This is a genomic window from Nocardioides sp. GCM10023255, from assembly GCF_042653125.1.
Lineage (GTDB): Bacteria > Actinomycetota > Actinomycetes > Propionibacteriales > Nocardioidaceae > Nocardioides.
The window spans coordinates 555,538-574,836 of the sequence record NZ_JBHSHU010000005.1 but is presented as its reverse complement, the minus strand read 5'-3'; the positions used below and the strand labels follow the sequence as shown (position 1 = coordinate 574,836).

Sequence of the window (19,299 nt, the reverse complement as noted above, 5' to 3'; positions counted from 1 at the left end):
ACCCTTCCGGCCTGCCGGTGCGACAGTGAAGGCATGGGCCAGGAGAGCCGGGGGACCAGCACCGAGCAGCGCAGCGATGCCGCGCTGGTGCGGGACACCGCCGCCGGCGACAGCACCGCTCTCCGCGAGCTCTACGACCGGCACGCCCCCTGGTTGATGGCACGGCTGACCCGCCGGTGCAACGACCGCGAGGTCGTGCTCGACGTCCTGCAGGACACGTTCGTCGCGGTCTGGAAGGACGCCCGGAAGTGGCGCGGTGACGGCGAGGTGGCGGGCTGGCTGTGGGGCATCGCGTTCCGACGCATGGTGTCGCGGCTGCGTGGCCGCAAGGACGTGCTGCTGCTCCCCGACTGGGACCGGTCGAGCACCGGCAGCGTGCCGGCCGCCGAGGACCAGGTCCTGCTGGGCGTGGAGTACGGCCACCTGGCCGGCGCCATGCGCAGCCTGTCGCCCGAGTTCCGCGCGGTCGTTCAGGCCGTCGTCCTGGACGGGCTGACGGCCCGCGAGGCCGGCCAGCTGCTCGGCGTGCGGCAGAACACCGTCAAGACCCGCCTGCACCGGGCGAAGGCGCAGCTGCGCCGCGCCCTGGCACAGGAACCGATGGAGGGGTGGGGATGAGCACGCACACGTGGCACCTCGGTGAGGACCGGTTGGAGGCCTACGTCGCCGGAGGTCTCGACGCGGTCGAGGGCACCTCGGTCGAGCAGCACCTGGTGGCGTGCGTCGACTGTCGCGCTCGGGTCGGTGCGCTGGTCGACGCACCTGCGCTGACGATGGCCTGGGACGGCGTCCGCTCAGCGGTGGAGCGCCCGGCCCAGCCCGTGTTCATCCGGGCGGCCCGCCGGCTCGGCCTCTCCGAGCCGGCGGCGGTCCTGCTGACCGCGTCCGCCTCGTTGCGTACCGCCTGGCTGACCAGCAGCCTGGTCGCGCTGGCGTTCGCCTTCCTCGCCGCTCGGGTCGCCGGTGACCGGATCTGGCCGTTCCTGCTGGTCGCCCCCCTCGTCCCGGTGCTCGGGGTCGCGGCGTCGTACGGCCCCTCCACCGACGCCCTCGAGACGCTCATCGTGACCTCGCCGTACGGCCGGACCCGCCTGATCCTGGTCCGCGCCGCCGCGGTGCTCACGACGTGCCTGCCGTTCTCGATGCTGCTCAGCCTCTTGCTGCCCGGCCCACTGTGGGTGGCGGCCGCGTGGCTGGGGCCCGCCCTGGCGATGATCCCGGTGCTGCTCGCCATCGCCTCCTTCGTCGGTCCGCGCGCGGCTGCCAGCGTGGTGGCCATGGGCTGGTCCGCGGTCGTCCTCGCCTCGACCCGGCACCTGGCCCCCACGTGGCCGGTCGATCCCGACCGTCAGCTCGTCCTCCTGGCGCTGGCGGCGGTGTCGGTGGCCGTGCTCGTCCTGCGCTCGCGGCAGACCCGTCAGCTCGGAGCTGCGCTGTGAACGCCGTCGACCTGCGCGGGGTGACCAAGAAGTACGGCGGCACGGTGGCCGTCAAGGGCGTCGACCTCGCCTTCGACCGTGGCGTGACGGGGCTGCTGGGGCCCAACGGGGCAGGGAAGACGACGCTGCTGCGCATCGTCGCCACCTCGATCGCCCCCGATCACGGCGAGGTCCGCCTGCTCGGCCGGGACCCGCTGGCGTCGCAGTCCGAGCTCACCGAGATCCGGCGCGGGCTCGGCTACCTGCCCCAGGAGCTCGGCTTCCCCAGCGACATGACCACGTTCGGCTTCGTCGACTACGTGGCCGTCCTGAAGGAGTGGAACGACCAGGCGCGCCGGACCCGGGAGGTCCGTCGGGTGATCGAGCTGGTCGGTCTGGCCGACTGCGCGACCAAGCGGGTCGCCCGGCTCTCCGGTGGCCAGCGTCGCCGGGTCGCCCTGGCCCAGGCGCTGCTGGGGGAGCCCCGGATGCTCGTCCTGGACGAGCCGACGACCGGCCTGGACCCCAGCCAGCGGGCCCAGCTGCGGCACACGCTGTCGGTCATCGGCACCGACTCGACGGTGCTGCTGTCCACGCACCAGACCGAGGACGTCGCCGCTCTGTGCGAGCGGGTCGTGGTGCTGGCCAGCGGGGAGGTCCGGTTCGACGGGTCCGTGGTCGACCTGGTCGCCAGGGCCGACGGCCAGGTGTGGCTCTGCGACGACGCCGCCGACACCGGTGTGGCCACCTGGCGCACCGGCACCGGACGGCACCGGGTCGTGGGGGGACCACGCCCGCCGGGCTCGGAGCCGGCCGAGCCGACGCTGGAGGACGCCTACCTGCTGATGCTCGGCGACCAGGCCGCCGCCGCGCTGTCATGACACACCCCACCGAGGAGCTCAACCATGTCCGCCACCCGTGCATCCCTGCAGACCGGGAGCCCCAGCCTCTCCGCCATGGCCGGGATCGAGGCCCGGCGGGTTGCCCGCAACCCGTTCTTCCTGCTTGCCACCCTCGTGGCCTTCGCCCTGCTCCTCTGGACCGTCCTGAACGCGAGCGACGCCGAGCCCGCGGGCGACCTGCTCTCCTGGCCGGTGATCCCCGCCTTCTTCGTCGGACTGACCAGCCTGGTCGTGCTGGCTCGGCAGACCCGCTCGACCGAGGCCGCCGCCGAGGCGATGAACGCCGCCCCGGGCACCGAGGCGCGACGCACCCTCGCACTCGCGCTGGCCTGCCTGGTGCCGGGCGCCGTCGGCCTGCTGTGGGTGCTCGCCGAGGTGGCGCTCACGACCTGGCGCGAACCCGCACCGCAGGAGTGGTGGTTCGGCACCATGCCTGACGCGCAGGTGTGGGCGATGCTGCTGGCCAACGGACCCGTCGCCTGCCTCGGCGGTGGCCTGCTCGGTGTCCTCACCGGGCGGTGGTTGCGCTTCCCGGGGGCCGCCGCGGTCGCCGTGGTCGTCGTGCTGGTCATCGACATGCTCGGGCAGTTCCCGTCCGAGGAGACCAGCCACCCCGCCTGGCGGCTCTGGACCCCGTGGGCGACGTTCCAGTCGGGGACCGACGCGGACGGCACTGCCGTCCAGTACGGCGGCAACGCGGTCTTCTACCTCGTCTACGTGCTCTGCCTGTGTGTCGCAGCCGTGATCGCGGCGGTCTGGCACGACCGCGTCGCCCGCACCGGGAGGCTCAAGGGGCTCTTCGCCGGCGTCGTCGTGGTGGGCCTGGTCGCGCTGGCCCTGTCGATGACGACCGGCACCACCGAGAACCGCACGTCCGACCCCGTGCCGTCGCGGATCTCGTAGCTACGTGAGGCTCTGGTACGCCCGCCGCGGGGTCACGTGGACCCCGCTGCTGGCGTGCTGCGCGCTCGCCGTCGGTGCGGCCCTGGTGGGGCACCGCTGGCCGGCCTCTCTCGCGGTGCTGCTGCCGGCCGCCCTCGCAGGTTGCGCCGCTGGGGCCGGGTTCGTCTTCGACGAGGCCGCGACCCAGGTCGTCTCGGTCACGCCCCGGGGTGCGGGCTGGCGGCGCACCACGCGGCTCGCCGTGGTCGTCGTACCACTGGCGGTGTGGCTCGTCGTCGTGGCCACGCTGCCGCGGACCGTGGTCCCGGACCGCTCCGGCTGGGTGACGGTGGGGGTCGCCTGCCTGCTGCTGTCGGCGGGCGCCTCCGGACTGTGCGCGCGCCGGGCGGTGTCGGCTCCGGGGAGCACCGTCGCCGCCGGGGTGGCGGGGCTGGTGCTGATGCCGCTGGTCGTCGGCCCCCTCGTCGGGTGGGAACCCGTGCTGCCGCTGGGGGAGTTCTCCTCCGGGCTCACCGCGTTCTGGTCCGCTGCGATCGCGCTCGGGACGCTGCTCGCGAGCTGGGGGCCGCGGCCCGGGCTTCGTTGAGGCGCCGGCGGACGCGGCCGCTAGAGCCGGGACATCTTCTCGAACGGGCTGGTGACGCGGACGGTGCGCGTGCCGAAGTCCACCGTCACTGCGTGCGCCTCCGTCCCGATCACGCGACCCATGCCGTGCACGTCGTGCGAGACCAGGTCGTCGAGCGCGAACTCCTCGATCGGCAGGACGGGGTCGGGCTTGAAGGGGCTGCTCGCGAGGTGTCGCTTCCGGGCGCCCGGTGAAGTTGTCATCACTCTCCAGTATGCGCCCCGTGCGGCTGCTCCGACGAACCTCGGCGGCCTCCACTCGTCCCGCCCCATCAGTGGTCAGCCGTCCGCGGCCCCACGAACGCAGTCGAGGCCGCTCCCGCACTACGCGGAAACGGCCTCTGACCTGCAACTTCTTCGGTCGGGCTGACAGGATTTGAACCTGCGACCCCTTGACCCCCAGTCAAGTGCGCTACCAAGCTGCGCCACAGCCCGAAGGCCTTCGGTGGAAGGCCGCGTGAACACTATCGCAGCATGGCCGGTCTTCAGAATCCGGCTCCCGACACGGCCGGGAACGGAGCTGCGTCGGGGCCGCCGGGCGGGCCCGGGGGAGTGGCCCAGGCGACGTCCGACGATGACCAACGACCCTGTCCGACCCGTCGCGCGCGTGCCGACACTGGCGCATGACCAGCCCCGTCCTCACCTTCCTCGGAGCCGCCGGCACGGTGACCGGCAGCCGCTTCCTCCTGGAGCACGACGGCAGACGGGTGCTGGTCGACTGCGGGCTCTACCAGGGCCTGAAGGACCTGCGCCAGCGCAACTGGGAGACGCTGCCCGTGGACGCCGCGAGCATCGACGCGGTCGTGGTCACACACGCCCACCTCGACCACTGCGGCTACCTGCCCAAGCTCGTGCGGGACGGCTTCGGTGGGCGCATCGTTTGCACCGACGACACGGCCGAGCTCGCCTCCATCGTGCTGCGCGACAGCGCCCGCCTGCAGGAGGAGGACGCGGCGTACGCGAACGACGTCGGATACTCCAGGCACCACCCGGCACTGCCCCTCTACGACGCGGGCGACGTCGAGAAGACGCTGCCGCTCCTCGACCCCGTGGACTTCCTGACCCCGACCGAGGTCACGCCCGGCGTGCGGGTGACCCTGCAGCCGGCTGGGCACATCCTCGGCTCGGCCACCGCCCTGGTCGAGCTGGGCGGGACCAGCGTCCTGTTCAGCGGAGATCTCGGCCGCTCGGGGCACCCGCTGCTGCGGCCACCCACCGACCCGCCCGCCGCGGACGTCGTGGTCGTCGAGTCGACGTACGGCGACCGTCGGCATCCGCCGCGCGACCCGGACGTGCTCGCCTCGGCGGTCCGCCGCACGATCGGCCGCGGCGGCTGCGTGCTGGTCCCGGCGTTCGCGGTCGACCGCACCGAGCTGGTCATCCTCGAGCTCGCCCGGCTGGTCCGGGAGAACCGCATCCCGAAGGTCCCGGTCTTCGTGGACAGCCCCATGGCGCTCGCCGCCCTCGCCGTCTACCGGCGGGCCCTCGGCCAGGGGTCGGTGCAGCTGCGCGAGGAGGTGCGGGGCAGCCACGGCCTCCTCGAGGACACCGACCTGCACGCCATCCACGACTCGACCGCCTCGCGACGGCTGAACCGCCCGTCCGCGCCCTGCATCGTCATCTCCGCCTCGGGCATGGCGACCGGCGGCCGGGTCGTCCACCACCTCGCCGAGCAGCTTCCGGACCGGCGCAACTGTGTGGTCCTCACCGGCTACCAGGCGGTGGGGACCCGCGGTCGCCAGCTCCAGGAGGGCGCCCGGCAGGTGAAGATGCACGGCCGCTACGTCCCCGTGCGCGCCGAGATCGTCGACGTGCAGGACTTCTCGGTGCACGCGGACGCCGACGAGATGCTGCGCTGGCTCAGCCGGATGCCGACGCCGCCGCAGGACGTGTACGTCGTGCACGGCGAGCCGCACGCCGCCGCCCGGCTGGCCGAGCGGATCGGCAGCGAGCTCGGCTGGTGCGCGGTCGTGCCGACGTACGCCGAGCGGGTGCGCATCGGCCCCGTCGCCGACTGAGCGGACGGACGAACCGAACCGGTGCAGACCGGCGCGACACGCCGCGGTCGTTCGTGAGAGGTTCCCGGCCGGGGAGGCGAGCAGGACCGATGATGGGTGCCAGGGAGACCGGCATCACACGTCCTGTGGGGGGAACGGATGCGGGAGATCATGCACGTCCTGGCCGCTGCACTCGTGCTGGTGGTCGCCAGCGCCTGCGTGCTGGTGCAGCTGGCGCAGGTGGACCAGGCCTACGAGCGGGTGCACCAGCGCGCGGTGCTCACGTCCTACGTCGACCACTCGCCGTCCGTCCACCGGCACGGGGAGCGGCGCTGACCGGCGCCGCCGGTCACTCCTCGAGGACGAACGCCCGTCCGCTGATGGCGGTCGGCTGGATCTCGACGACGTTGTACTTCAGGGTGCCGATCCAGGGCTTGAGGCCAATGTCGTCGGCCCGTCGCTCCTCGTCCTCCTCCAGCTTCCGAGCCCGGCCCCGCACGATCACGCTGTGGGCCGAGCCCCCGTCGTGGTCGTCGATCTCGAAGACCACGTCCGGGTGCATCACCACGCCCAGCAGCTTGTCGCCCTCCGCGGTCCGGAAGAGCAGCCGGTCGCCGTCGACGGCGAAGTTGACCGGCACCAGGTTGATCTCGCTCCCGAGCACGTAGGCGAGCCGACCGAAGACGGCCGCGCGCAGCAACTCCCAGCACTCCTCGTGGTCGAGCACCCTCACCACGTCGTCGTCGAAGGTCATCGGCTCTCCTCGTCACAGCGGGGTGCAGGGCGCCCGGGCGGGGTGTCAGCGACTCACCCTGCCCGGTGCTGGAGCCCCGCGGAAGGGCACCTCGTCCCGGACCTCGCAGCCGTTGGACCCGGTGCTGGATCGGCGACGTAGGTTCGGCAGGAGCGACCACCGCCCACGGGAGGACCCCCATGACCGACCAGCCCACCGTCGCACTCCTCGGCACCGGCACCATGGGCGCCGCGATGGCGCGCAACATCGCCGGGGCCGGCATCCCGCTGCGGGTGTGGAACCGGACCCGGGAGCGGGCCGAAACCCTCAGCGACGTCGCCACCGTCCACGACAGCGTCGCGGCCGCCGTCGCCGGGGCCGACGTGGTGCTCACGATGCTGTTCGACGCCGACAGCGTCGCGGACACGATGGAGGAAGCCAGGGCCGCCCTCGGCGACGACGTGGTCTGGCTGCAGCAGAGCACGGTGGGCGTCGCCGGCACCGCACGCCTGGCGAAGCTGGCCGAGGAGCTGGGCGTGGTGCTCGTCGACGCGCCAGTCCTCGGCACCAGGAAGCCGGCGGAGGACGGCGCGCTCGTGGTCCTGGGCTCCGGCCCGGAGACGGCGCGCGACCGGGTGGCCCCGGTCCTCGACGCGATCGGCAGCAGGACGATGTGGGTCGGCGAGGCGGGCGCCGGCACGCGCCTCAAGCTGGCCGCCAACGCCTGGGTCTTCACGGTCGTCGAGGGCGTGGCCGAGTCCCTCGCCCTGACCCGCGAGCTCGGCCTGGACCCCCGCCTCTTCCTCGAGGCGGTCGGCGGCGGCGCGCTGGACGCGCCGTACGTCCAGCTCAAGGGTGCGGCGATGCTCGACGGCACGCTCGACCCGGCCTTCGCGCTCGAGGGAGCCCTCAAGGACGCCGGGCTCATCCTCGACGCCGCGCAGTCGGTCGGCCTGGAGCTCGGCGTGCTGCCGGGCGTGCGGGACCACTTCGCCCGGGCGGTGCGGGCAGGGCACGGCGACCGCGACATGGCGGCGACCTGGCTCGAGCACTGAAGGCCTGCTGCCGGCCGGCCTACTGCCCGGCCATCACGCCCACCCGCTCCCGCTGGAAGCCCGGGAAGACGCTGCCGGTGGACGCGCCGAAGCGGGAGGCGACGACCTCCGCGAGGACGCTGCGGTAGTCGGTCGTGACCAGGAGGTCGGAGTCGACCTCGCCCTGGAGCCCGGGCCAGGTGCCGTAGTAGCTGCCACCCCGGACCCCGGCCCCGGCCAGGAACATCACGTTGCCGTAGCCGTGGTCGAGTCCCAGGTTGGCGTTCTCCGCGACCCGCCGGCCGAACTCGCTGAGCGTGACCAGCGTGACCCTGTCCGCGAGCGGCCCGAGGTCGGTGAAGAACGCGCTCACCGCCGAGGCCAGCTCGCCGGCGTTGCGCACCATCCGCCCCTGCTCCACGGTGCCCAGGCCGGTGTGCATGTCCCAGTCGCCGTGGTCGACGGTGACGACCCGGACGCCGACGTCGCCACGCACCACCCGGGCGACCGCGGCCATCGCGCGGCCCAGGTCGCCGTCGGGGTACGCCGCGCCGTGCGCCGGCGCGGCGCTGGACTCGCGCACCGGCGCGAACGACTCGACCGACGCGAAGGCGGACCGCATCGCCCGGCCCAGGGGAGAGGGGTCGGCGTCCCAGAGGGTGCGCAGCGACCGCCGGCGCTCGCCGTGGTCCCACTGGTCCTCGCCGGCGATCCGGACGTCGTCGAGGTTGCCGCCGCCCATGACCGGCTCCGGTCCGTAGAGCGAGGCGGGTGGCGCGCCGTCTCCGACGTTGAACCCCTGGATGGGTGAGCTGTCGGTGTCGGTGCCGATCAGGCGGTTGAGCCAGCCGACCCGGGTGGTGGACCCGGGGTTGGCGTCCTCGACCTCCTCCATCGCAGCGAAGTGGGAGCGGTTGGGTGCCGGGAGCCCGGTCGCGTGCACCGCCGCCAGCCGGCCGGACTCCCACAGGGGCACCAGGGGTGCGAGCTCGGGGTGCAGGCCGAACTGCCCGTCCTTGACGAGCAGCCGGTCGGCGGGGACGGCCAGCCGCGGGCGGGCGCTGTAGTAGACGGGGTCGGCGTGCGGGACCACGAGCGAGAGGCCGTCGGCCGCGCCGCGCAACGACAGCACGACGAGCACCGACGAGGCGGGCGTCGCGGCCGCCGCCGCGGCGCGCACGACCGCGGATCCGAAGACCGTGCTGCTGCCGGCCACGGCGAGGGCTCCGGTGATGAGGCCGCGGCGCGAGAGCCTGGCGAACTCGCGGCAGCAGGGTGCGGTGGTCGTCGTCATGGTGCTCACCTGGTCAGGAACGCGGGGGAGTCGAGGAAGGTCGTGAGCAGCCGCGGCATCGACCACTTCACCAGTGCGTGGTCGCGGGTGATCACCTCGTCGGGGCCGAGCCCGGTCGCCTGGCAGCAGGCGCGCAGCAGCCGAGCGGTCGACCGCCGGTGCAGCAGCCGCTGCGAGAGGTGGTCCACCAGCACGTCGAAGCGGACCCGCTTCTCGGGCAGCCAGGACCGGGCGGGGCGGTAGTCGATGCCCTCCTTGGGCCACCAGGTGCCGCACATGGAGTAGTGGACGCTCATGGAGGCGAGCAGCCGTGCCGGGGACGACCACGAGTCGTTGTCGATCGGCTGGCCGTCGGGTCGCGGCCAGCCGAACGGCGTCGCACCCATGTCGGAGACCTGCCAGAGCAGTTGGTTGGCGGCATTCCCCTCGGCGGTGGGTCGTCGCACCGAGACACCGAGCGCGCGGTAGGTGGCGACGAGGTCCTCGCCGGGGTCGCGCACCTTGGCTCCGACGGCCTCCGCGAACGCCGCGGACCCGACCAGGGCGCGGAGCACCGGGACGATCTCGGTGTCGTGGTCGAGGTAGACGCGGGCGAGCCGGTCCACCAGGGCCTGCGGCGGGTCGTCGCTGACCAGCTTGACGGCGAGCTTGCGCGCCAGCCGGGCCGCCGTCGCGGGGTGGCGCGCCAGGTAGGACAGGTAGCGCCGGGTCAGGTCCCGCCCGTCCGGCTCCGCGTTGGCGTCGGAGAAGCCCATCACGCTCACGGTGCCGCGCGCGTGGCGCTTCGGGTCGTACGACGGCGTCCACGTGTTCCACATGTCGACCGTCCAGCCGGTGAGGATGCGGGCGCTGTCCTTGACGTCGTCCTCGTCGTACTGGCCGCGCCCGACCGTGTGGAGCTCCAGCAGCTCGCGCCCGAGGTTCTCGTTGGGGTGCTTGGCCGTCGAGACGGCGTTGTCGAGGTAGATCAGCATCGCCGGGTGCGTGATCGCCGCGTGGAGGAGGTCCTCGAAGCGGCCGAGGGCGTGGGTGCGGATCGTGTCGCCGTAGTCGACGCGGTGGACGAACTGGGCGTCACCCACGGCCGGGACGTTGAGGTGGTTCTCCCACAGCTCCGTCACCAGCTCGTGCAGCTGGCGCTTGGACCGCATCCGCCGCAGCAGCACCCATCGCGCGTAGTCGGCCATCACCTCCCAGCCACCCTCGGTGCCGTCGACCTGGCGGCGCCACAGGGCCCCTGGCGAGCGGTCGAGGCTGGGCCACCAGGAGCGCAGCTCGTCGGCGCCGGGGTCGGCGATGCTCGCGGGCGAGAGCTGGCGGTCGAACCACGCCTCGGCGCCCCCCTGCCTGCGGACCTGTCGGGCCAGGGCAGGCGTGATGCCGTAGGAGAACCGGCCGACCAGGTGCCGCCCGCGCCGGGACAGCAGCGGATCGCCACGGTGGTGGGCGGGGGTGTAGCGGGACATGGGCCGGCTCCCGGGCAGCGAGGCAGGTGCGTGTCGACGCGGGTGTGGACGTCGTGATCATCGGCGGTGCGGGGGTCGTACTTGAGGCAACCCGCCGAGGCACGGCTCGCGGGATGCGGGCGGAGCCGGGGTCGGCCGGTAGAGTTCTGGGACCGAACGACCTCTACGGCAAAGGATCACGAGCTCCTCCGATGGACGGCTCCCAAAGTCGCCCGCCCTCGCACCGTGCGGCGCCCCGCGCCCCGGGAGGGCAACGATGACCGCCTGGATCCTGCTGGCCGCAGCCCTGCTGCTGATCGCTGCCTGCGGCGTCTTCGTCGCGGCCGAGTTCTCGTTCGTCACCGTCGACCGCAGCAAGGTCGAGCAGGCGGCGAGCGAGGGCGACAGCGGCGCGCAGGGGCTCCAGCAGGCGCTCCGCTCCCTCTCGACCCAGCTGTCCGGCGCGCAGGTCGGGATCACGATCACCAACCTCGCCATCGGGTTCCTCGCCGAGCCGGCGATCGCGGCCCTGATCGAGGGACCCCTCGAGACGCTGGGGACGCCCCCGGGTGCGGTGGCCCCGGTGGCGGTCGGGATCGGGCTGACGCTCAGCACCGTCCTGACCATGATCTTCGGCGAGCTGGTCCCGAAGAACCTCGCCCTGGCCCGGCCGATGGAGGTCGCCCGCGCGACCCAGCGCTTCCAGCGCACCTTCACCGCGGTCAACCGGCTGCCGATCCGGCTGCTCAACGGGTCGGCCAACGCCTTCGTACGCAGGCTCGGGATCGAGCCCCAGGAGGAGCTGCGCTCCGCGCGCAGCTCGACCGAGCTGGCCTCGCTGATCCAGCGCTCGGCCGACCAGGGCACCCTCGACGCCGACACCGCCGAGCTCATGGAGCGCTCGGTGGAGTTCGGCTCGAGGACCGCCGGCGAGATCATGACCCCCCGGGTGCGCACCGTCAGCCTCGAGGTCAACGACCGCGCCAGCGACGTCATCGAGCTGGCCCGCCAGACCGGTCACTCACGCTTCCCCGTGCTGGACGCGGAGGAGAGCGTCGTCGGCACCGTCCACGTGAAGAACGCCGTGGCGCTGCCGGTCCACGAGCGGGCCACCACCAAGGTCAAGCACCTGATGGCCAAGCCGATCGTGGTGCCGGACTCGCTGCGTCTCGACCCGCTGCTCGCCCTGCTGCGTGAGGACGGCTTCCAGATGGCGGTGGTCCTGGACGAGTACGGCGGCCACGCGGGCATCGTCACGCTCGAGGACGTGGTCGAGGAGATCGTCGGTGACATCGCCGACGAGCACGACCGGCTCGGCGCCCGCGCCCGTCAGCGTCGGGACGGCGGCTGGACGCTGTCCGGGCTGCTGCGTCCCGACGAGGTCGAGGACCTGACCGGGATCGCCCTGCCCGAGAACGAGGACTACGACACGATCGCGGGACTCGTGCTGCGCGTGCTCGGCCGGGTGCCCGAGCCCGGTGACCTGGCCGAGGTCCCCGTCCCCGACAACTCCGACCCCGAGGAGCCGCGGGAGCAGCTGGCGATCCTGACCGTGGAGCGGATGGACGGCCTGCGGATCGACCGGGTCGGGCTGCGGGTGCTCCAGGGTGAGCCGCAGCGGCCCGAGGACGCGTCATGAGTGCCCCCGCCGCCCTCGCCGTCGCGCTCCTGCTGCTGCTCGGCAACGCCTTCTTCGTCGCCGCCGAGTTCGCCCTCGTGTCCGCCCGGCGCACCCAGATCGAGCCGCGCGCCGAGGCCGGCTCGCGACTGGCCCGCACGACGCTCAAGGCGATGGAGAACATCTCCCTGGTCATCGGGGTCAACCAGCTCGGCATCACGGTCTGCTCGCTCGTGCTCGGTGCCGTCGGCGAGCCGGCGGTCTCGCACCTGATCGAGCCCGTGCTCCACGCCGCCCACGTGCCGGCGTCGTTCCTCCACCCGATCTCGTTCGTGGTCGGCCTGGCGATCGTCGTGTACCTCCACGTGGTGATGGGGGAGATGATCCCCAAGAACCTCGCCCTGGCCGGCCCGGACCGCGCCGCCCTGGCGCTGGGCCCGCCGATCTGGTTCATCGTCAAGCTGCTGCGCCCGGTGATCGTGGTCATCAACGCCGTGGCCTCGGCGGTGCTGCGGCTGGCCGGCGTACGCCTCATGGACGAGGTGAGCTCGACCTACACCCGTGAGGAGGTCGCTGCGCTGGTGGAGGAGTCGCGGGGCGAGGGGCTGCTGGAGGCCGACGAGTACGACCGGCTCGCGGGCGCGCTCGGCTTCACCGAGAAGACCGTCGGGTCCGTGCTCATGCCCTCCGCGACCCTGACCACGGTGCAGCGGGGGTCGACGGCCGCGGACGTCGAGTCGTTGTGCGCCGCCACCGGGTTCAGCCGGTTCCCGGTCGTGGGGGCGGAGGCCGAGCTGCTCGGCTACCTGCACATCAAGGACGTCCTCGAGCCCGACGAGGCCCGGCGCGAGCGCCCGGTCGACGACAAGTGGATCCGGCCCTTCGCGACGGTGACCGTCGAGGACAGCCTGCACGACACGCTCGAGACCCTGCAGCGCCGCGGCGCCCACATGGCCCGGGTCGTCGACGCCGAGGGCACCACGCTCGGCCTCGCGACCCTCGAGGACGTGATCGAGGAGCTGGTCGGCGAGATCCGGGACGCCGCGCACCTCGACGAGCCCTCCACCACCCTGCCGGGCACGCACGGTGCGCCGCGCGTCGTCCGCCGACGGACCGATGGCTAAGGTGTCCTCGGCGGGGCGACGGGGCCCCTGCCCGAGCTCCTCCGAAATGCGGCGAAATGCAGGTCCCTGTGGCAGATGAACCGACGCGCGAGAACCGCGTGTGGACTCTGCCCAACCTGCTCAGCCTGATCCGGCTGGCGGGCGTCCCCGTCTTCCTGTGGCTGGTGCTCGGCCCCGAGGCCGACGGCTGGGCGCTGGGCCTCCTGGTGCTGTCCGGCATCACCGACTTCCTCGACGGCTGGCTGGCCCGTCGGCTCAACCAGACCTCGGTGGTGGGCCAGATCCTCGACCCCGTCGCCGACCGGCTCTACATCCTGGCCGTGGTCGTGGGCCTGGCCCTGCGCGACATCATCCCGTGGTGGATCGCGGTGCTGCTCCCGCTGCGCGACCTCCTGATGTGGGGCCTGGTCCCGCTGCTGCGCACCCGCGGCTACAGCGCGCTGCCCGTGCACTTCCTCGGGAAGGCCGCCACCTTCAACCTGCTCTACGCCTTCCCGCTGCTGCTGCTCGGTGACGGCGTCGGCGTGGTGGCGACGCTGGCCAAGGTGTTCGGCTGGGCCTTCGCAGTCTGGGGCATCGGGCTCTACTGGTGGGCGGGGCTCCTCTACGCCTGGCAGGTCCGCAAGCTGCTGGCGACGACGGAGCGGCGTACGGCGGTCCGCGATGCCTGACCACGCCGCCCGTGACGAGCCGCGTCTCCCGGCGCGGGTGACCATGCCGCTGCTGACCCTGATCACCCAGCAGTCGCTGGACGAGGACTACCTCCACGTCGCCGAGCGGCGCGCGGCCGGGGCCCCGCGCCCACCCCGGGCGCGACCGCACCGCACCGCCGCGGTGGTCATCGCGGTCTTCGGGATCCTCGTCACCACCGCCGCCGTCCAGACCTCGCGCAACGCCGGCGTCAACGACGCCAGTCGGGCGAGCCTGATCTCGCAGATCGACAGCAAGCGCGCCGCGGTCTCCGACCGGCAGGACCGGATCGTGTGGCTGCGCGAGCGCAACGTCGCGCTCGAGCAGCAGCTCAACGCCGTCACCGGCACCGAGCAGGACGCGCTCTCCCGGATGCGTCGGCTCGAGGCGGTCTCCGGGTTCGGCCCGGTCCGCGGCGAGGGCGTGCGGATCGTCGTCGACGACGCGCCCAACGGCGACCCGACCCAGCAGGTGCGCGACGAGGACCTGGCCAAGCTGGTCGACGGGCTGTGGGCGGCCGGGGCCGAGGCGATCTCCATCAACGGCTACCGGCTCACCGTGCTGAGCGCGATCCGCAACGTCGGTGTCGCCATCCACGTCAACAGCCGCGCGCTGACGCCGCCGTACACTGTGCTGGCGATCGGGGACACCCGGACCCTCCAGGCGGACCTGCTGGACAGCACGCTCGGCAGCGAGTTCTTCAGCCTGGCCCAGCAGCTCGGTTTCGACTACTCGATGCGCAACGAGGACGAGCTCACGTTGCCCGCGGCCCGGTTCCCCCGGCTGCGCGCGGTGCGCGAGGGCTCCGCCGGGGACCAGCAACGTCACAACGAGGAGACCATTCCGTGATCGCCGCCCTCGGGCTCCTGGTGGGCATCCTGCTGGGACTGTTGTTCCGCCCCGACGTACCCCTCGGCCTGGAGCCCTACCTCCCCATCGCCGTCGTCGCCTCGCTCGACGCCGTGTTCGGAGGCCTGCGCGCCTACCTCGACGGGATCTTCGACGACAAGGTCTTCGTGGTCTCGTTCTTCAGCAACGTGGTGATCGCGGCCGCGATCGTCTACCTCGGGGACAAGCTGGGGGTCGGCGGTCAGCTGTCCACCGGCGTGATCGTCGTCCTCGGGATCCGCATCTTCTCCAACGTCGCGGCGATCCGACGTCACCTCTTCCATGCCTGACACCGAGCCCCGCACCCAGGCCGAGCCGGACACCGGCCGGCAGCGGCTGCTGACCGCGCTGATGCGCCCCTCCCGCGCGCAGGCCGTGGTCGCGGTGCTGCTGGCGGTCGTGGGCTTCGCGGCGGTCACCCAGGTGCGCGCCAACGAGGTCGACGACACCTACGCGGGGCTGCGCGAGCAGGACCTGATCGACGTGCTCAACGGCCTCGCGGGCACCACGCAGCGGGCGGAGTCCGAGATCGCCCGCCTCGAGAGCACCCGCCGCGACCTGCAGAGCAGCACGCAGTCGCGGCAGGCGGCCCTCGCCCAGGCGCAGGACCGGGCCGACACCCTGGCGATCATGGCCGGGCTGGTGCCGGTGACGGGTCCGGGGATCCGGGTGACCGTCACCGAGGACACCGCGCCCGTGGACGTCGACACCATGCTCGACACCATCCAGGAGTTGCGTGCCGCCGGCGCCGAGGCGATGCAGTTCAACGGCAAGGTCCGCGTCGTCGCCCAGACCGCGGTCGAGTCGGCCGTCGGCGGCATCACCGTCGACGGGACGCTGCTCAGCCCGCCGTACGTCATCGACGTGATCGGCGAGCCGCACACCCTCACCGGGGGCATGACGTTCCCCGAGGGCCCGCGGGCCCAGTTCGAGAGCGACGGCCAGAGCGTGCAGATCGACGAGCTCCAGTCGCTCGACATCGAGAGCGTCGTCGAGCCCAGCCAGCCGCAGTACGCCGAGCCGGACGGCTCCCAGTAACCTGCGTCCGACGCCACACCGCCCGTCACCTGAGACCACCCAGCGACAGGAGCCACCGTGTACCCCGACGACCTGAAGTACACCACCGAGCACGAGTGGGTGCGCAGCCCCGGCGAGCACGAGGGCTCGGTCCGCATCGGCATCACCCACTACGCCCAGGACGCCCTCGGCGACATCGTCTACGTCTCGCTGCCCGAGGTGGGGGACAGCGTCGATGCCGGCAGCACCTGCGGCGAGCTCGAGTCGACCAAGTCCGTCAGCGACATCTACGCCCCGATCTCCGGCGAGGTCGTGGCGCGCAACGACTCCCTCGACGCCACGCCGGAGCTGGTGAACAACGACCCGTACGCCGCCGGCTGGCTCTTCGAGGTCGTCCCGGCCGACCCGTCGCAGCTCGACGAGCTCCTCGACTCCGACGCCTACCAGGCCACGCTCGAGGGCTGAGCCAGCCGCTCCACCGCCGCACCCGCTGCCACCGCGCCGCGTGCCCGCCTTGCACCCGCCGGTCGGACTGATAGGTTCGGGACAACCGTCAACCTCAACCCGGCCCTGAGGGTTGGACCGTGGCTGGGTGTCGGCGGACGACCCCGATCCGGAGGAAGACCGATGCCGTTCTGCACAGCGTGTGGCAAGCAGAACCCCGACGACGCCCGCTTCTGCTCGCAGTGCGGCAACCGTCTGGTGACCGCTGACGCCCCCGCTCCCGCGCCGGACACGGCGGGGGAGTCGACCGCGACCATCGCGATCGGCCTGGGCGGTGACAAGGTCGAGACCTCCGACCGCCAGCTCAACGCTGTCGATGCCGCCGCCGTCGACGCGCTGCCCTCGGGCCACGCGTTGCTGGTGGTGCAGCGCGGACCCGGCTCCGGCAGCAGGTTCCTGCTGGACTCCGACGTGGTCAACGCCGGTCGGCACCCCGACAGCGAGATCTTCCTCGACGACGTGACGGTCTCGCGCCGGCACGCCGAGTTCCACCGCACCGGCGACACGTTCACGGTCAGCGACGTGGGCAGCCTGAACGGCACCTACGTCAACCGTGACCGGATCGACCGGGTCCAGCTCAAGGACGGCGACGAGGTCCAGATCGGCAAGTACCGCCTGGTCTTCTTCTCCGGGCACGCGAGCGGCTGACCGCCGGATGGGTACGCCGTCGGCCGCCGCGCCGTCAGGGGCCTCCCGGGCGCGGATGAACATCGGGGAGGTCCTGGACCGGCTTCGCCCGGACTTCCCGGGGATCACGATCCCCAAGATCCGCTTCCTCGAGGACAAGGGCCTGATCAAGCCCGAGCGCACCCCGGCGGGCTACCGCAAGTTCTCCCACGAGGACGTCGACCGGCTGCGCTACGTGCTGCGGATGCAGCGCGACCACTACCTGCCGCTCAAGGTCATCGGCGAGCACCTCGACGCGATCGACCGCGGCCTCGAGCCGCCGCCGATCGAGGGCGTCGTGCCCACCGTTCCCCGGGTGGCGCTGGCGGCCGACGGGCTGCCGAGCGCCGAGTCGTTCTCGCGCCGCGACGACGTACGCCTCTCGCGCCGTGAGCTGGTGAAGATCGCGGAGATCTCCGAGGACCTGCTCGACCAGCTCGAGCAGTTCGGTCTGATCAGCGCCCGTCCCGGGACGGGCCACTACGACACCGACGCGCTGGTGATCGCCAAGACCGCGCGTGACCTCGCCGACTTCGGGTTCGAGCCGCGCCACCTGCGGGCCTTCAAGACCGCGGCCGACCGTGAGGTGGGGCTGGTGGAGCAGGTCGTGGCCCCCCACAAGCGGGGTCGGGACGCCGCCGCCAAGGCGCGCGCCGAGGAGGCGGTCAGCGAGATCGCTGCGTTGTCCGTGCGGCTGCACGCCACCTTGGTCAAGGCGGGCCTGAGGTCCTCCTGAGCCGGTCCAAGGACACCTCCTGGGCTCACCCACACCGGGAGTAGGGTGAGCGTGTGCGCGAAGTCGATGTCATGGGAGTCCGGGTCGAGATGCCCTCCAACACACCGATCGTGCTGCTGCGCGAGGTGACGGGGGAGCGCTACCTCCCCATCTGGATCGGGGCGGTCGAGGCCACCGCGATCGCGTTCGCCCAGCAGGGCGTGGTCCCGCCCAGACCGCTCACGCACGACCTGATGAAGGACGTGCTCGAGGCCACCGGCAACGAGCTCACCGAGGTCCGCATCACCGAGGTCAAGGACGGCGTCTTCTTCGCGACCCTGGTCTTCAGCTCCGGCGCCGAGGTCAGCGCCCGGCCCTCGGACTCGATCGCCCTGGCGCTGCGTACCGGCTCGAAGATCCTGTGCTCCGAGGAGGTCCTCGACGAGGCCGGGCTCGCCGTGCCCGCCGAGCAGGAGGACGAGGTCGAGAAGTTCCGGGAGTTCCTCGACCAGGTCACCCCCGAGGACTTCGACGCCCACTGACGCACCGCCCACAGGAGCCCGTGGATCGGCGCGGCAGCCCACGTGCCTGAGCTGGATGAGTCACCGGTTCACCGGCGACTCCTGACGTTCTCAGCCGTTGCAACGCCCCAGAAGTGCTGAGTCACCGGCCCACTGATGACTCCGGCACCCTCACCCTCAGGTAGAGGTTGAGGGTTGCGACACGCCGCCCCTGTCGTTGACCACCCTCATCGTCGGGCATACCTTGAACTGTCTCTGTTGTAACTCCACCGTTGTGGTCACACCGGGCTCTCCGGCAGGTCACACTTCCCCCGAGGGTTACGCACAACGGAGTAGACCCGCGGAGGACCGTGTGAACGAGAACGAGCAGAACGTGGCGAGCAGTCCCGAGGCGACCCTCGCCGCGGAGGCGGCGGAGGAGCAGGGGCTCCTGTTCTCCGACGACGTGTCCCCGCTGCCCAGCGACACCGGCTACCGCGGCCCCACCGCGTGCAACGCGGCCGGCATCACCTACCGCCAGCTCGACTACTGGGCCCGCACCGGCCTGGTCGAGCCGTCCGTGCGCGGTGCCGCCGGCTCCGGCTCGCAGCGGCTCTACTCCTTCCGCGACATCCTGATCCTCAAGGTCATCAAGCGGCTGCTCGACGCCGGCATCTCGCTCCAGCAGATCCGCACGGCCGTCCAGCACCTGCGCAAGCGCGGCACCGACGACCTGACCCGCGTCACGCTGATGAGCGACGGCGCCTCGGTCTACGAGTGCACCAGCAACGACGAGATCATCGACCTGCTCCAGGGTGGGCAGGGCGTCTTCGGCATCGCCATCGGCGGTGTCTGGCAGGAGATCGAGGGCACCCTCGCCGAGCTGCCGAGCGAGCGCACCGCCGAGGACCAGGAGCCCGGCGCGAGCGACGAGCTCGCCGCCCGGCGCGCTGCCCGCAAGATCGGCTGACCCGATCGGCTAGGCTGGGCGCGCCGACTATCCCGCACGGGAGAGTCTCCGTCCGGGGGCAGTGCCCGCGGAGCGGAGCGCCGAAGGGGCAATTCCTCCCCGGAACCTCTCAGGCGCCAGGACCGTGCGGATGAGGCAACTCTGAAGCCCGTGAGCATCGGGTGACAGAGGGGGAGGGAGCCCGATCGACCCCGATCCGAGGAGCCCTTCCGTGCCCGACGCGTCCGCCCCGAACACCCCGCACGACATCGAGCGCC

At 72.4% G+C, this 19,299-nt stretch carries 23 protein-coding genes, 1 tRNA gene and 1 riboswitch; of the genes, 19 read left to right on the top strand and 5 right to left on the bottom strand.

The window, feature by feature from the left end:
- Positions 1-33: 33 nt before the first annotated feature.
- The 5 genes from ACFO9I_RS11870 to ACFO9I_RS11850 are packed head-to-tail and all read left to right on the top strand — an operon-like array spanning position 34 to position 3,809.
- On the top strand, positions 34-618 hold the full coding sequence (locus ACFO9I_RS11870; RefSeq protein WP_379181016.1) for an RNA polymerase sigma factor: 585 nt from the start codon (positions 34-36) through the stop codon (positions 616-618).
- Entirely contained in the window at positions 615-1,439 is an 825-nt protein-coding gene (locus ACFO9I_RS11865; protein WP_379181014.1) for a zf-HC2 domain-containing protein, read from the top strand. The genes ACFO9I_RS11870 and ACFO9I_RS11865 overlap by 4 nt, the downstream gene beginning before the upstream one ends.
- A complete protein-coding gene (locus ACFO9I_RS11860; RefSeq protein ID WP_379181012.1) occupies positions 1,436-2,299 on the top strand; it encodes an ATP-binding cassette domain-containing protein in 864 nt (287 codons plus the stop codon). Before ACFO9I_RS11865 ends, ACFO9I_RS11860 begins: the two co-directional genes overlap by 4 nt.
- Before the next feature lie 24 nt (positions 2,300-2,323).
- Positions 2,324-3,223: a hypothetical protein gene (locus ACFO9I_RS11855; RefSeq protein ID WP_379181010.1), complete on the top strand. Its 900-nt coding sequence runs from the start codon at positions 2,324-2,326 to the stop codon at positions 3,221-3,223.
- A gap of 4 nt (positions 3,224-3,227) precedes the next feature.
- Entirely contained in the window at positions 3,228-3,809 is a 582-nt protein-coding gene (locus ACFO9I_RS11850) for a hypothetical protein (RefSeq protein ID WP_379181009.1), read from the top strand.
- Positions 3,810-3,829: 20 nt separating this feature from the next.
- On the opposite strand, the gene ACFO9I_RS11845 is transcribed toward ACFO9I_RS11850, so the two are convergent.
- Complete coding sequence (locus ACFO9I_RS11845; protein ID WP_379181007.1) at positions 3,830-4,051, bottom strand: hypothetical protein; 222 nt, start codon at positions 4,049-4,051, stop codon at positions 3,830-3,832.
- Positions 4,052-4,208: 157 nt separating this feature from the next.
- A tRNA-Pro gene (locus ACFO9I_RS11840) sits at positions 4,209-4,282 on the bottom strand.
- A gap of 188 nt (positions 4,283-4,470) precedes the next feature.
- On the opposite strand from ACFO9I_RS11840, the gene ACFO9I_RS11835 reads away from it, so the two are divergent.
- Complete coding sequence (locus ACFO9I_RS11835) at positions 4,471-5,865, top strand: MBL fold metallo-hydrolase RNA specificity domain-containing protein (RefSeq protein WP_379181005.1); 1,395 nt, start codon at positions 4,471-4,473, stop codon at positions 5,863-5,865.
- A 138-nt stretch (positions 5,866-6,003) separates the two neighbouring features.
- On the top strand, positions 6,004-6,180 hold the full coding sequence (locus ACFO9I_RS11830) for a hypothetical protein (RefSeq protein WP_379181004.1): 177 nt from the start codon (positions 6,004-6,006) through the stop codon (positions 6,178-6,180).
- A gap of 13 nt (positions 6,181-6,193) precedes the next feature.
- On the opposite strand, the gene ACFO9I_RS11825 is transcribed toward ACFO9I_RS11830, so the two are convergent.
- Positions 6,194-6,598 carry a pyridoxamine 5'-phosphate oxidase family protein gene (locus ACFO9I_RS11825; protein WP_379181002.1) on the bottom strand — a complete coding sequence of 135 codons (405 nt, stop codon included), beginning with the start codon at positions 6,596-6,598 and terminating at the stop codon, positions 6,194-6,196.
- A gap of 179 nt (positions 6,599-6,777) precedes the next feature.
- Here ACFO9I_RS11825 and ACFO9I_RS11820 point away from each other — a divergent pair, with 179 nt between their 5' ends.
- A complete protein-coding gene (locus ACFO9I_RS11820) occupies positions 6,778-7,632 on the top strand; it encodes an NAD(P)-dependent oxidoreductase (protein WP_379181000.1) in 855 nt (284 codons plus the stop codon).
- 19 nt (positions 7,633-7,651) lie between these two features.
- On the opposite strand, the gene ACFO9I_RS11815 is transcribed toward ACFO9I_RS11820, so the two are convergent.
- The gene (locus ACFO9I_RS11815; RefSeq protein ID WP_379180998.1) at positions 7,652-8,905 is read right to left on the bottom strand and encodes a DUF1501 domain-containing protein; all 1,254 of its coding nucleotides are present in this window, start codon (positions 8,903-8,905) and stop codon (positions 7,652-7,654) included.
- A gap of 5 nt (positions 8,906-8,910) precedes the next feature.
- On the bottom strand, positions 8,911-10,371 hold the full coding sequence (locus ACFO9I_RS11810; protein WP_379180996.1) for a DUF1800 domain-containing protein: 1,461 nt from the start codon (positions 10,369-10,371) through the stop codon (positions 8,911-8,913).
- 256 nt (positions 10,372-10,627) lie between these two features.
- Between ACFO9I_RS11810 and ACFO9I_RS11805 the strand changes: the two genes are divergently transcribed.
- From ACFO9I_RS11805 to ACFO9I_RS11755, 11 genes are all read left to right on the top strand, one after another.
- Positions 10,628-11,989, top strand: a complete 1,362-nt coding sequence (locus ACFO9I_RS11805; protein ID WP_379180995.1) for a hemolysin family protein — start codon at positions 10,628-10,630, stop codon at positions 11,987-11,989.
- Positions 11,986-13,092: a hemolysin family protein gene (locus tag ACFO9I_RS11800; protein ID WP_379180993.1), complete on the top strand. Its 1,107-nt coding sequence runs from the start codon at positions 11,986-11,988 to the stop codon at positions 13,090-13,092. The genes ACFO9I_RS11805 and ACFO9I_RS11800 overlap by 4 nt, the downstream gene beginning before the upstream one ends.
- Positions 13,093-13,148: 56 nt before the next feature.
- Positions 13,149-13,763: a CDP-alcohol phosphatidyltransferase family protein gene (locus ACFO9I_RS11795; RefSeq protein WP_379180992.1), complete on the top strand. Its 615-nt coding sequence runs from the start codon at positions 13,149-13,151 to the stop codon at positions 13,761-13,763.
- Positions 13,756-14,631, top strand: coding sequence for a DUF881 domain-containing protein (locus tag ACFO9I_RS11790; RefSeq protein ID WP_379180990.1), 876 nt, complete (start codon positions 13,756-13,758; stop codon positions 14,629-14,631). The genes ACFO9I_RS11795 and ACFO9I_RS11790 overlap by 8 nt, the downstream gene beginning before the upstream one ends.
- Positions 14,628-14,960 carry a small basic family protein gene (locus ACFO9I_RS11785; RefSeq protein WP_379180988.1) on the top strand — a complete coding sequence of 111 codons (333 nt, stop codon included), beginning with the start codon at positions 14,628-14,630 and terminating at the stop codon, positions 14,958-14,960. The genes ACFO9I_RS11790 and ACFO9I_RS11785 overlap by 4 nt, the downstream gene beginning before the upstream one ends.
- The gene (locus ACFO9I_RS11780; protein ID WP_379180987.1) at positions 14,953-15,708 is read left to right on the top strand and encodes a DUF881 domain-containing protein; all 756 of its coding nucleotides are present in this window, start codon (positions 14,953-14,955) and stop codon (positions 15,706-15,708) included. The genes ACFO9I_RS11785 and ACFO9I_RS11780 overlap by 8 nt, the downstream gene beginning before the upstream one ends.
- A gap of 57 nt (positions 15,709-15,765) precedes the next feature.
- Positions 15,766-16,152 carry a glycine cleavage system protein GcvH gene (gene gcvH / locus ACFO9I_RS11775; protein WP_379180985.1) on the top strand — a complete coding sequence of 129 codons (387 nt, stop codon included), beginning with the start codon at positions 15,766-15,768 and terminating at the stop codon, positions 16,150-16,152.
- Positions 16,153-16,314: 162 nt separating this feature from the next.
- Positions 16,315-16,839 carry an FHA domain-containing protein gene (locus ACFO9I_RS11770; RefSeq protein ID WP_379180983.1) on the top strand — a complete coding sequence of 175 codons (525 nt, stop codon included), beginning with the start codon at positions 16,315-16,317 and terminating at the stop codon, positions 16,837-16,839.
- A 7-nt stretch (positions 16,840-16,846) separates the two neighbouring features.
- Positions 16,847-17,593: a MerR family transcriptional regulator gene (locus ACFO9I_RS11765; protein ID WP_379180981.1), complete on the top strand. Its 747-nt coding sequence runs from the start codon at positions 16,847-16,849 to the stop codon at positions 17,591-17,593.
- 53 nt (positions 17,594-17,646) lie between these two features.
- On the top strand, positions 17,647-18,114 hold the full coding sequence (locus ACFO9I_RS11760; RefSeq protein WP_379180979.1) for a bifunctional nuclease family protein: 468 nt from the start codon (positions 17,647-17,649) through the stop codon (positions 18,112-18,114).
- A gap of 352 nt (positions 18,115-18,466) precedes the next feature.
- Complete coding sequence (locus tag ACFO9I_RS11755) at positions 18,467-19,042, top strand: MerR family transcriptional regulator (protein WP_379180978.1); 576 nt, start codon at positions 18,467-18,469, stop codon at positions 19,040-19,042.
- 27 nt (positions 19,043-19,069) lie between these two features.
- A riboswitch (glycine riboswitch) is annotated at positions 19,070-19,177 on the top strand.
- Positions 19,178-19,299 lie beyond the last annotated feature (122 nt).

Bases quoted from the DNA above. Each gene is read 5' to 3' on its own strand.
- ACFO9I_RS11870 (WP_379181016.1), top strand. From the start codon at position 34: ATGGGCCAGGAGAGCCGGGGGACCAGCACCGAGCAGCGCAGCGATGCC.
- ACFO9I_RS11865 (WP_379181014.1), top strand. From the start codon at position 615: ATGAGCACGCACACGTGGCACCTCGGTGAGGACCGGTTGGAGGCCTAC.
- ACFO9I_RS11855 (WP_379181010.1), top strand. From the start codon at position 2,324: ATGTCCGCCACCCGTGCATCCCTGCAGACCGGGAGCCCCAGCCTCTCC.
- ACFO9I_RS11845 (WP_379181007.1), bottom strand. From the start codon at position 4,051: ATGACAACTTCACCGGGCGCCCGGAAGCGACACCTCGCGAGCAGCCCC.
- ACFO9I_RS11835 (WP_379181005.1), top strand. From the start codon at position 4,471: ATGACCAGCCCCGTCCTCACCTTCCTCGGAGCCGCCGGCACGGTGACC.
- ACFO9I_RS11830 (WP_379181004.1), top strand. From the start codon at position 6,004: ATGCGGGAGATCATGCACGTCCTGGCCGCTGCACTCGTGCTGGTGGTC.
- ACFO9I_RS11825 (WP_379181002.1), bottom strand. From the start codon at position 6,598: ATGACCTTCGACGACGACGTGGTGAGGGTGCTCGACCACGAGGAGTGC.
- ACFO9I_RS11820 (WP_379181000.1), top strand. From the start codon at position 6,778: ATGACCGACCAGCCCACCGTCGCACTCCTCGGCACCGGCACCATGGGC.
- ACFO9I_RS11815 (WP_379180998.1), bottom strand. From the start codon at position 8,905: ATGACGACGACCACCGCACCCTGCTGCCGCGAGTTCGCCAGGCTCTCG.
- ACFO9I_RS11810 (WP_379180996.1), bottom strand. From the start codon at position 10,371: ATGTCCCGCTACACCCCCGCCCACCACCGTGGCGATCCGCTGCTGTCC.
- ACFO9I_RS11805 (WP_379180995.1), top strand. From the start codon at position 10,628: ATGACCGCCTGGATCCTGCTGGCCGCAGCCCTGCTGCTGATCGCTGCC.
- ACFO9I_RS11800 (WP_379180993.1), top strand. From the start codon at position 11,986: ATGAGTGCCCCCGCCGCCCTCGCCGTCGCGCTCCTGCTGCTGCTCGGC.
- ACFO9I_RS11795 (WP_379180992.1), top strand. From the start codon at position 13,149: ATGCAGGTCCCTGTGGCAGATGAACCGACGCGCGAGAACCGCGTGTGG.
- ACFO9I_RS11790 (WP_379180990.1), top strand. From the start codon at position 13,756: ATGCCTGACCACGCCGCCCGTGACGAGCCGCGTCTCCCGGCGCGGGTG.
- ACFO9I_RS11780 (WP_379180987.1), top strand. From the start codon at position 14,953: ATGCCTGACACCGAGCCCCGCACCCAGGCCGAGCCGGACACCGGCCGG.
- ACFO9I_RS11770 (WP_379180983.1), top strand. From the start codon at position 16,315: ATGCCGTTCTGCACAGCGTGTGGCAAGCAGAACCCCGACGACGCCCGC.
- ACFO9I_RS11765 (WP_379180981.1), top strand. From the start codon at position 16,847: ATGGGTACGCCGTCGGCCGCCGCGCCGTCAGGGGCCTCCCGGGCGCGG.